This window comes from Nostoc sp. DedSLP03, from assembly GCF_034530815.1.
Taxonomy (GTDB): Bacteria; Cyanobacteriota; Cyanobacteriia; order Cyanobacteriales; family Nostocaceae; genus Nostoc.
On sequence record NZ_JAVRCK010000154.1, the window covers coordinates 1 to 10,580 of the forward strand.

The 10,580-nt window shown below is 42.6% G+C and carries 9 protein-coding genes; 4 read left to right on the forward strand and 5 right to left on the reverse strand.

Translation table 11 applies throughout. From position 1 onward, the window contains the following. On the forward strand, positions 1 to 423 hold a 423-nt coding region (locus tag RM368_RS36750), incomplete at its 5' end, for an HNH endonuclease signature motif containing protein (RefSeq protein ID WP_322698627.1). Between the two features lie 244 nt (positions 424 to 667). Here the strand turns inward: RM368_RS36750 and RM368_RS36755 are convergent. Next, entirely contained in the window at positions 668 to 970 is a 303-nt protein-coding gene (locus tag RM368_RS36755; protein WP_322698628.1) for a type II toxin-antitoxin system RelE/ParE family toxin, read from the reverse strand. Next, a complete protein-coding gene (locus tag RM368_RS36760) occupies positions 970 to 1,236 on the reverse strand; it encodes a type II toxin-antitoxin system ParD family antitoxin (protein WP_322663338.1) in 267 nt (88 codons plus the stop codon). The genes RM368_RS36755 and RM368_RS36760 overlap by 1 nt, the downstream gene beginning before the upstream one ends. 79 nt (positions 1,237 to 1,315) lie before the next feature. Between RM368_RS36760 and RM368_RS36765 the strand changes: the two genes are divergently transcribed. Continuing rightward, positions 1,316 to 1,534, forward strand: coding sequence for a hypothetical protein (locus RM368_RS36765; protein ID WP_322698629.1), 219 nt, complete (start codon positions 1,316 to 1,318; stop codon positions 1,532 to 1,534). Positions 1,535 to 1,733: 199 nt separating this feature from the next. On the opposite strand, the gene RM368_RS36770 is transcribed toward RM368_RS36765, so the two are convergent. After that, positions 1,734 to 2,471 (reverse strand): Ycf66 family protein, encoded by a 738-nt coding sequence (locus RM368_RS36770; protein ID WP_322698630.1) that lies wholly within the window; start codon positions 2,469 to 2,471, stop codon positions 1,734 to 1,736. 386 nt (positions 2,472 to 2,857) lie between these two features. On the opposite strand from RM368_RS36770, the gene gndA reads away from it, so the two are divergent. Then, the gene (gene gndA / locus RM368_RS36775; protein WP_322698631.1) at positions 2,858 to 4,288 is read left to right on the forward strand and encodes an NADP-dependent phosphogluconate dehydrogenase; all 1,431 of its coding nucleotides are present in this window, start codon (positions 2,858 to 2,860) and stop codon (positions 4,286 to 4,288) included. Positions 4,289 to 4,561: 273 nt separating this feature from the next. Here the strand turns inward: gndA and RM368_RS36780 are convergent, their stop codons facing one another. Continuing rightward, a complete protein-coding gene (locus tag RM368_RS36780) occupies positions 4,562 to 5,701 on the reverse strand; it encodes a serine/threonine-protein kinase (protein ID WP_322698632.1) in 1,140 nt (379 codons plus the stop codon). Positions 5,702 to 6,104: 403 nt separating this feature from the next. After that, positions 6,105 to 7,196 (reverse strand): calcium/proton exchanger, encoded by a 1,092-nt coding sequence (gene cax / locus RM368_RS36785; protein WP_322698633.1) that lies wholly within the window; start codon positions 7,194 to 7,196, stop codon positions 6,105 to 6,107. A 533-nt stretch (positions 7,197 to 7,729) separates the two neighbouring features. Between cax and RM368_RS36790 the strand changes: the two genes are divergently transcribed. Further along, positions 7,730 to 10,447, forward strand: coding sequence for a DUF3536 domain-containing protein (locus tag RM368_RS36790; RefSeq protein WP_322698634.1), 2,718 nt, complete (start codon positions 7,730 to 7,732; stop codon positions 10,445 to 10,447). Positions 10,448 to 10,580: the final 133 nt, after the last annotated feature.

The window sequence follows — 10,580 nt, forward strand, 5'->3', positions numbered from 1 at the left end:
ATTTCGCTTTTTTACTATTTGCTTATTCCGGAGAGTGACAGAAGAGGGGTATATTTCATGAAGCAATTAGATGATGAAATTAGGAAGATTACTAATCCAGATATATACGGTAATGTATCCATATCAATACCAAGTGTAATTCCTGATACTGTACCAATAGAGAAGTTAACTCTATATGAAATCAAAGAGCGAGATATTGTTGAATACAGAAAAATTAAAAATGCTGTATTCGCCAAGCACACAGATGCAAAAGGGTTTATAACTTGTGCAATCAGTAAAGTTAAAACTCAGATGCGGAAAGATTTTCAAATCGATCACATTAAACCTATGTCTGAGTGTGGTTTAACTACCATCGATAATTTGCAATTGCTGACACGTAAAGCCCATGTAGAGAAAACCCGTAGAGAGAATACAAGACGATAGTCTTTCAGGGATATCTCCGTATCCGTAAGTAATCTGAAATTTTCTGGTTTGGCAGGTTTAAAATATATGTTGTCACTCAAAAGAGACTTATGACCTTAACCCTGAACTTGCCACCAGAATTAGAACAGGATCTTGCACAACAAGCTAACCAGCAAGGGCTTTCTGTTCAAACATATACTTTGCAGATTTTGCAATAATATATTCTGCCAAAAGAGAAACAGTCTAAATTGGACAACTCAAAAATCTATTGATTGTCCACATCTGTAAATATAGATTTTAAATCCCGATAACCGCTAATTACCCGCACAATTACAACACTATCTTTAAAAACTCGATAAAAAATAATGTAACCATCTAAGGGTATTCCTCTAAGGCTTGGATCAAAATTGGCGTAGCTTCGTCCTATATTTGGGAATTGAGCTATGTTTTGGCACTTCTTATTAAATCCTTGAATAAATCTTTCCCCTGCGTTGATATTGCTAACTAGAAAATAATCCAAAATTTCATCTAAATCTTGGCTTGCTTCTTTGGCAATAAAATATTCCATTATCCTTGAGTCTCACGCGCTTTGCGTAACTTTTCTGAGAGTCGCGTCATTACCACTTCACCATCTATTACGTCTCCACGTTCAATAGAAGCAAGCCCAACAGCTATTTTTTTCTGGGTTTCTTCTTCCCATTGCTGATAACCCTTCTCCCATTCTTCCAGCAGTTTCAACGCTTTAACAATCACATCTTCAGCATTTTCATATCTACCTGTAGCAATTCGAGTTTGTATAAATTGCTCGTATTCCGCCTTAAGTTGGATGTTCATAATTTTTATCTCTAGTTAGTTAAGAGCGTTCCCCAAACTATGCTCTAAAATTTATCTAAATTCATTAAAGCCTTAACTTATGCTTCTTACCGACCTCATACCGCTAGTTAAAGAATTATCCCACACTGATAAACTTTTACTAATGCATTTACTGGCAACCGAATTGTTGAAGGAATCAAGTTTAGTTCCATTGGATGCTGAGGACAAAGTAGCTAGTCTTGGCTTATATGATTCTTTTGAAGCTGCTGCTGTTTTAGCGAAGGCATTAGCAGAAGAAAAAGCGGCAACACATGGTTGATAAAGTTAGATTTGCATTTACTGAGGTAAATCCAGAACTAGGTGCATTAAGTACCTAGCCTTATTTACCGCAATTTCTTTTTAGCGTTTGATGTGTGCTTCTACCGTTCTGAATTAGCGTTTGAAATTAGCCCTAAAATAGCCTAATGGAAATAGTGAAACCCAACATTATATTAGGTTAACGTTGGGTTTGACAGAATTTAACTGTCTTGATTAGGCGGTATTTGCTCAGGTGGCGTTTCTGCTGGGGGAGCGAGTACCGCATCCGGCGCAATGTCTTCTACGGGAATCGGTTGCTTATCCTCAATTTCAAAATCTGGTTGCGCTGCTTCTACCAATTCAGGAGATGGGGGATGTGGGGGAATTGCTTCCGGTACACTCTCGGTTTTTGCTTCGGTGTCGGTAGTAACTGTCTCCTCTGCTGGTGGTTCTGGTGTGACAATAGTTTTGTCGATAATCTCAATAGCAGGTTTCTCTGACAGTACAGAGGTAATATCTTCAGGTTTGGGGGTTGTGGGTGTTTTTTTACTCACAGTCTGTTGCACTTTGTCTTTCGCGCCACTGAAGGTACTACCAAGACCTTTTTGCAACTGGCCCAGCCGTTCCTGAAGGGACAACTTATTAACCTGTTCTTGAATGCCAGTTTTTACTGTATCAGCACTGGGTACTTGGGTTTGTTGTGCCTGTGGAGTCAATTGCCGACGTAATGATAGAGTTTGCCAGCCAAACCAGACCAAAAGAGCCACACTAGCCACATGACCCAGCAACAAACCTCCAGTAATGCGTGGTGCAAACACCCATAAGACTAAAGCGTAGAATAATCCTACGCCACTCCAGATAAAGTCATTCTTGCGGTGGATTTCGGGAAAAAAGAAAGCTGCTATGTAAATGGCTAAACTACCAAGACCGACCACCAAAGCTAGGACAAATGCCAGCATTATTTGGTTACTCCTTTGACTAGGGATTGGGGACTGGGGATTGGGTATTGGGGAAGGTGGGGCCCCTGAAGGGGATAAGGGGTAATGGGGATTGGGTATTAGGTATTAAGAAGAAAAACTAATTTAGTTTAGTAAATTAAATTCCTTCCTAGTCCCTAGTCCCTAGTCCCTAATCCCCAGCCTCCAGTACCCAGTTCCTAAACTAACAATTTTGCAAATTTTGCCAGTCAATTGTTGATTTAGATACAATTTAAAATTAATTATCCATGTTAGTTGTGGATTTTTGTCGTTTAGATTAAGTCTTAAGGTCTTCTTTAGGGGAGAAGGGAAAATATCGGACTACCCTTAAAGTAAAAGGATCTGCAAGAGTTAGCCAGAAATTTTTTATGACACTACAAAGCTTTGGTGTGATTGGATTAGCCGTTATGGGTGAGAACATCGCTCTAAACGTAGAGCGCAATGGCTTCCCAATTGCAGTTTACAACCGCTCCCGAGAAAAAACGGATGCGTTTATGGCGCAGCGTGCTACAGGACGGAACGTCAAAGCCGCATTTACTCTAGAAGAATTCGTTGCCTTACTGGAACGTCCCCGCAAAATTCTAGTAATGGTGCAAGCTGGTAAGCCAGTAGATGCGGTGATTGCTCAACTCAAACCCTTGTTAGAGGAAGGCGATATCATTATCGACGGTGGTAACTCTTGGTTTGAAGATACGGAACGCCGCACTCAGGAATTAGAACCCGCTGGGCTTCGGTATCTTGGTATGGGTGTCAGTGGCGGTGAAGAAGGAGCGCTAAATGGGCCTTCACTGATGCCTGGAGGTACAACAAGCTCTTACGAGTATCTATCGCCAATTTTCAACAAAATTGCTGCCCAAGTCGATGATGGCCCCTGTGTAACCTACATTGGCCCTGGTGGTTCTGGCCACTATGTGAAAATGGTACACAACGGCATTGAGTATGGCGATATGCAGTTAATTGCTGAAGCCTACGACTTGCTGAAAAATGTCGCTGGATTAGACCATAATCAGTTACATGAGGTGTTTGCTGAATGGAACACCACCGATGAACTCGATTCATTTTTGATTGAGATTACGAAGAATATCTTCCCATATATTGACCCAGAAACAAAAAAACCCCTGGTGGATTTGATTGTTGACGCAGCAGGTCAAAAGGGAACTGGACGCTGGACTGTGCAAACTGCATTGGAATTGGGAGTTGCTATTCCCACAATTACAGCAGCAGTTAATGCCCGGATTATATCTTCGATTAAAGAGGAGCGGGTTGCAGCATCTAAAGCCCTTACAGGCCCTAGTGGTAAGTATGAAGGGCAAACCAAGGACTTTATCAATAAAGTACGCGATGCTCTCTATTGCTCAAAAATCTGTTCTTATGCTCAAGGGATGGCGTTGCTATCCACAGCTTCAAAAACATATAACTGGAATTTGGACTTGGGCGAAATGGCGCGGATTTGGAAAGGTGGTTGTATTATTCGCGCTCGCTTTTTGAATAAAATTAAAAAGGCTTTTAGCGAAAATCCAGCTTTGCCTAACTTGCTGTTAGCTCCCGAATTTAAGCAGACAATTCTCGACAGACAGACTGCTTGGCGGGAAGTGATTGCAACAGCCGCAACATTAGGAATTCCAGTACCCGCATTTAGCGCATCCTTGGATTATTTTGACAGCTATCGCCGCGATCGCTTGCCCCAAAATCTAACTCAAGCACAACGCGACTACTTCGGCGCACATACCTACCTGCGTCTTGATAAGCCCGGAACTTTCCACACTGAATGGGTACCTATTGCTGAAGCTAAGAAGTAAGCTTTCACACATCTAAAGTCTCAATTTATTGGGAAAGTTTAGATTGTTTCAGAATAAATCTTACAAGTGGCTCTGAGTTTCGGAGTCACTTTCTTTTTAATGCTGAGTTAAAAGTTAAGTAATATTATGTCTGCTTGATTACTTATCTTTTGGGGTGGAAATCTTGCTTGTCTTTGCTTACTGGGTGGCCGAGGTTTTAGAGACGCGATAAATCGCCGTCTCTACAATTTTTTTGGTCTTATCTGAATTGTATTGCTTTATATCTTATTGATTTTAAGGGTTATTCTTGCCAAGATATTTGGCTTTTAATTCTTCTAATTCTTCATCTATTTTACTTTTACTAGAAGGCTGAGGTGTCGGGTTTGGTGGCTGTATTTTATTTGGTTGAGGTTTATTACCACCCATAAATTGGGTTTTCATTTCCTCTAATTCTTTCTCAATTTGACTAGGAGATTTTGATACAAAAGCAGGTGAAGAATTTGGTGGTGATTGAGGGGTCGGTTTTGGTGCGATCGCTGGCTTTGATGCTGCTGGCGAGTATTTATTCAAGTCTTTGAGAACTTCTTCTACAGTTTGATAACGCCGAATTGGAATACTTTCTAGCATTTTGTTGAGAATGCGGCTCAACTGATTACTAACAGGAGTTTTTAAGTATTGCTGCCAAACCCAAGTATCGTTGCTGGTATCATAAGAATCGAAGGGCGATCGCACTGTTAATAAATTAATACAAGTCGCACCCAAGCTATAAATATCGCTGGCGAAAATAGCTTTACCTCTCATTTGTTCAGGGGCAACATATTCTGGACTACCAATACTAGTACCAGTTTTATTTAAGGCAGCGCCAGTGGTAGATTTAGCAGCACCAAAATCTACTAATACTAGTTTGCGATCGCTCTCGCGTAAAATAATATTTTCTGGTTTAATATCGCGGTGAATTACGTGTTTTGCGTGACAAAATTGTAAAACTGATAATAAATCGTTTAATAGTTGCCAAATTTCTATTTCACTAAAAGCACCTCTATGTGCCAATTCCTGAGCTAAGTTTTGCCCGTCGATAAATTCTTGTACAAGATACTGCCGAGCTTCTTGGGTAAAATATGCCAGTAGTTCGGGAATTTGCGGATGTTTACCCAATTCATCTAACTGCACCGCTTCTTGATTAAATAACTCTACGGCTTTTGCCAGAGTGTTAGTGCCTTGGGATTGAGGATAAAATTGCTTAATTACGCAGCGTGGTTTTGAAGGTTTATCCTCATCCACAGCTAAGAAAGTTTTGCCAAAACCACCTTGTCCGATTGGTTTGATAGCACGGTAACGTTCTTTGAGGAGTAACTTGGAACCGCAAGTCACGCAAAAATTGACATGATTGGGATTTTCAGGCTTAGGACAATGAGGGTTAAGGCAGTAGCTCATATAGGCGATCGCTCTTATATCTCTTTATTTTACTGGCGTTAAGGGTGGAGACTTTTGCGAATTCGTTAAAATATGAGCAATCTCTACGACGGGCTATGACGCTCTCTACGAGACGCTAAAAGCGAACGCGGACTCGCTAACGCTTCTCTACGAGACGCTGCGCGTAGCTTGCTTCTCCGAAGGAGTACGCTATTGGCGTCGCACTAACTAGTACAATAAGCTAGTTTTGAGGGTTTGTAATAAGCACAAAGCGTGCTTAGAAGATAAGGATAAGGACTAAATTCCTTACTACGAACTTTTTAGCAGAAATAAAAAGGTACAGAGAAAGTAAATTGATTTATGGGGTTTCCCCCTGCTCCCTGCTCCCTGCCCCTTTTCCTCTTTCTGACTTCTGCCCTGCTAACTACCCCATACCTTCCATAACTGGATGGAAGAAGAAAGCGAACCCCAATACTGTATAAGCAGCTAATAACAAAGTGCCTTCTAGCCAATTAGACTTTCCATCGGAACTAATACTGTTGGCAATCAACACTGACACAACTACAGCGACTAATTCAAAAGGTTTGAAATCCAAATCCATTGGTTGCCCCAATACCCGCCCTGCTATAACTAATACGGGTGCAACAAATAAGGCAATTTGCATACTCGATCCCACAGCTACCGAAAGTGAAAGATCCATCTTATCTTTCATCGCCACGGTGACTGCTGTAGCGTGTTCAGCCGCGTTACCGACGATGGGAACTAATATCACCCCTGTAAACAGCGCCGTTAAACCTAGCTGAGATGTAGCCACTTCCAGAGAATCTACTAGCATTTCTGACTCAATTGCCACTAGCAAGGTACATACTAGCAACACGCCAACCCACAAAATCATATTTGGTTTCGCGTGAGGGGTTTCCTCTTCTTCTGTTTCCGCTACACCCACATCATACAAATAGGAGTGGGTTTTCATCGAAAATAGCAGCGTTAGGGCGTAAACCAAAATTAAAACTACGGCAACAGCAATAGAAAGATTTTGCAATGTTTGTTCGTTAATTCCTTGAGAAGTATAGTTCATTGCTGTTGGCATCAAAATCGCAATCACTGCCAAATTCATCGAAGCAGCATTCACCCGCGCCACAATTGGCTGAAATGTCTGTTCTTTGTAGCGCAGTCCTCCCAAAAGCATGGAAAAACCCATAACTAGTAGTAAGTTGCTAATAATCGATCCCGTGATACTGGCTTTAACTACATCTATTAACCCAGCGTTCAGCGCTACTAGGGCAATGATTAATTCTGTAGCATTGCCAAAGGTGGCGTTTAACAAGCCCCCCAGCGATGGCCCAACTACGACAGCAATTTCTTCTGTCGCTGTACCCATCCAAGCTGCTAAGGGCAGAATGGCTAATCCGGCTGTAATGAAAACTGCCAATTCTCCCCACTCCAGAAAGTGGGCTGCTACAGAAACCGGGATGAACAGTAGTAAAACGAAAAGAATAATGTTTTTGGTTGACATTTGTTGTCTTAAGTTGAGGGTATCATTCACAGCGAGCAATCCTAAGTTTCAAATTTGGAGTGTTGAATTAACTAATCACTTTCACTCAGCACTCCGATATGGTACTCTCAACCGCCTGTAGAACAATTCAGAGATTGTACTGTTTTCCGTTCACCGCTGTAGATGTTGTGTAAAGCAAAATTGCGATATAATGAGTTTTCGTAATCTTTTGTTGCAAAACTATGAATTTGAGCCAAAATATTACACCAAAAATGGGGTTTAATATATTAAAAGACAATTAAAATTTTAATTGGCGCTACTAACGAAGAAACCCCTAACTAAGTCTTTGTTCAATGGCTAATTACATTTAAGCCTTCAGGGAAAGGGCTGGGCGATAACGCAGATTTGCCACTACAATGAGGAAGATTTGTCAAAAATTTAGTTAGATTTCATAGTTGTTGTTTATACCGGATTTTGCGCTCAAACCATTGGAGAAAGGTTTATGCACAATGTTTTCGGTGCAACTGTAAGTTTTTTGTTTTGGATAAATATACATGACTTCTGCTGCTGAAATGCCAGCTAGCTCTGGCTCAACGTTAACATTACATTCAGATCCCAAAAACGCTCACGAAACCGATCCCCTAAGAAAGGCTAATGGTGTTTATGTGACGGTGCATGGTCATTTTTACCAGCCACCAAGGGAAAACCCTTATCTGGACGCAATTGAACGCCAACCGAGCGCTGCACCTTTCCATGATTGGAATGAGCGGATTCATTGGGAATGCTATCGTCCAAACGCCTTTGCCAGAGTCTTAAATGACCAAGGCGAAGTGGTGGGGATCGTCAATAATTACGAGTATTTCAGTTTTAATATTGGCCCAACGCTGATGTCGTGGCTAGAACGCTACGATGTGGAAGTTTATCAGCGGATTTTAGAGGCAGATGCCAAGAGTAGCCAACGCTTGCATGGTCACGGTAATGCGATCGCGCAAGTATACAATCACATCATCATGCCTCTGGCGAACGAGCGCGACAAATATACCCAAATTCGCTGGGGTAAAGAAGATTTCCGCTCCCGCTTTGGCCGCGATCCCGAAGGGATGTGGCTAGCAGAAACTGCTGTAGACTACGCCACCCTAGAAGCTCTTGTGGCTGAGGGTATTCGCTTCATTGTCCTGGCACCATCTCAAGCACTGCGTTGCCGTCCCCTGCCGACTCCAGATCGTCTCCATCCTGAATGGATCGAAGTCGGCGGTAGTCAGATTGATTCTACCCGTCCTTATCGTTGTTATTTGAAGCCCACATTAGACACTTCATCTTCACCTCTGAGTGCGATCGCCACTAGCCCCAACGATAGTAGTACAGAAGAATTACCCTACATTGATATCTTCTTCTACGATGGGCCGATATCGCGGGATATGGGTTTTAGTGATGTCGTTTATAATTCCAGTCACTTTACCGGACGTATCGGTTCGGCAGTGCGTGGGGATCATCGTCTGGCACAGCTAATTTCTGTGGCGACAGATGGGGAAACCTTCGGACATCACAAAAAGGGAACAGAGAAAACTTTAGCCTACGCCTTTACCAAAGAGTTTCCTCAACAAGGTTGGACGGTGACAAACTTCGCCCACTACCTGAGCTTAAATTCTCCCAGTTGGGAAGTGGAATTAAAGTCAGTCACAGCCTGGAGTTGCGCCCACGGTGTCGGCAGATGGGAGGATGACTGTGGTTGCGGTGGGGAAGGCTCAGTTTGGCATCAGAAATGGCGTCGTCCACTGCGGGATGCCCTAAATTGGCTGCGGGATCGGCTAACTGAAGTGTATACAGAACATGGTAGACAGTTATTTCGCGATCCCTGGCTAGCGCGAGATGAATATATCCAAGTAATACGCGATCGCTCTGCTACCAATGTCAACCGTTTCTTAGCCCGTCATCAAACCCACAAACTAACCGCAGCCGAACAAGTAGACGCTTTGCGTTTGTTAGAAATGCAGCGTCACGCGTTGTTAATGTTCACTAGTTGCGGCTGGTTTTTTGAAGAAATTTCCCGTCCAGAAGGGACACAAATTCTGCGCTATGCCGCCCGTGCTTTGGAATTGGCAGGGGAAGTGGCCGGCGTGCAACTGGAAAAAGGCTTCGTCAAACATCTAGGTTTAGCCCCCAGTAATGTGGATCAGTTCAAACACGGTGCAGAAATTTATCGGCAACTAGTGTTAACTGCTCAACTTGGCTTTAAGCAAGTTGCAGCCCATTATGCCATTACTTCCCTGTTTACCAATCAGAAACCAGCAGAAACGCACAATTCTCTAACGATAAAAGATGCTGCTGACAAACAGTCTCAACGTTACCAGAAGCGGGTTTATTGCTATGCTGCCAATGAGCTAGATTACCAACTGCAACGTATGGGATCGCTAACTCTGGCTGTGGGAAATTTAAAGCTGGTATCAGAGATTACTTGGGAAAGTGAGCATTTGGTATTTGCAGTCCTACATTTGGGAGGCTGGGATTTCCACTGTGGCATTCAACAATTTACTGGGCGGCGTGACTACAGCAAATTAAAAGAAAAGCTGTTTGGGGCCCTAAAACAAGCTAGTGCGGCTCATACGATCTTGGCGATGACACAGCTATTTGGAAAAGAAGCTTTTAACTTGCAAAATCTATTTGCTGAAGAACGCCACCGGATTATGCGGCTGTTGAGTCAGGAAACACTGGCACGTTTAGGACAGTTATATACTCAAGCCTACCGTGATAATTACGGTGTGCTGATGGCGTTTCATCGTGATGAAATCGCAGTACCGCAAGAATTGCAAGTTGCAGCAGATATTGCTTTAGGGCATCGCTGTCTGATGACATTGCGATCGCTTGAGCAAGAGATTGCCGATCCCCAAAAGAGTTGCAATCACATCTTAGAATTGGAGGCGATCGCCACTGAAGCAAAACATTTGCGTTGTCGGCTGAATATTCCCGACGGTAAGCAAATGTTAGAACAGTTAATTGCGCGATCGCTCTGGCAACTGTTGCACGATGCCAATGATACCTTTAATGCAGATATCCAACTGTTGGAACGATTGATTGATGTCGGGGATCAACTAAATATTCATATTTCCCTACAGCGATCGCAGGAATTATATTTTAGTTGTCTGCAAAGTCGGATAGCACCGATGTGTATTACTAGCCTTGGTAATGAAGCAGAGAATCAGTGTCTTCAGTTGCTCAAGTTGGGTAAAAAATTGGCCGTTGATGTTACTTCGATCTCAAATCAGTTGAAATAGATGTAGGGACATTACAGTGGTGCATTAGTATCAACTTAAGCTTAAATGCTTGTCCCACATACGTTTTACCCCCCTTAATCCCCCCTTATAAAGGCTTGTCATTACCAACATCTTTTAAAGTGAGGTAGGGATG

What these genes read in the sequence shown, in the direction of transcription:
- RM368_RS36765 (WP_322698629.1), top strand. Translation starts at nt 1,316, where the DNA reads ATGCTTCTTACCGACCTCATACCGCTAGTTAAAGAATTATCCCACACT.
- RM368_RS36760 (WP_322663338.1), bottom strand. Translation starts at nt 1,236, where the DNA reads ATGAACATCCAACTTAAGGCGGAATACGAGCAATTTATACAAACTCGA.
- RM368_RS36790 (WP_322698634.1), top strand. Translation starts at nt 7,730, where the DNA reads ATGACTTCTGCTGCTGAAATGCCAGCTAGCTCTGGCTCAACGTTAACA.
- cax (WP_322698633.1), bottom strand. Translation starts at nt 7,196, where the DNA reads ATGTCAACCAAAAACATTATTCTTTTCGTTTTACTACTGTTCATCCCG.
- RM368_RS36755 (WP_322698628.1), bottom strand. Translation starts at nt 970, where the DNA reads ATGGAATATTTTATTGCCAAAGAAGCAAGCCAAGATTTAGATGAAATT.
- gndA (WP_322698631.1), top strand. Translation starts at nt 2,858, where the DNA reads ATGACACTACAAAGCTTTGGTGTGATTGGATTAGCCGTTATGGGTGAG.
- RM368_RS36770 (WP_322698630.1), bottom strand. Translation starts at nt 2,471, where the DNA reads ATGCTGGCATTTGTCCTAGCTTTGGTGGTCGGTCTTGGTAGTTTAGCC.
- RM368_RS36780 (WP_322698632.1), bottom strand. Translation starts at nt 5,701, where the DNA reads ATGAGCTACTGCCTTAACCCTCATTGTCCTAAGCCTGAAAATCCCAAT.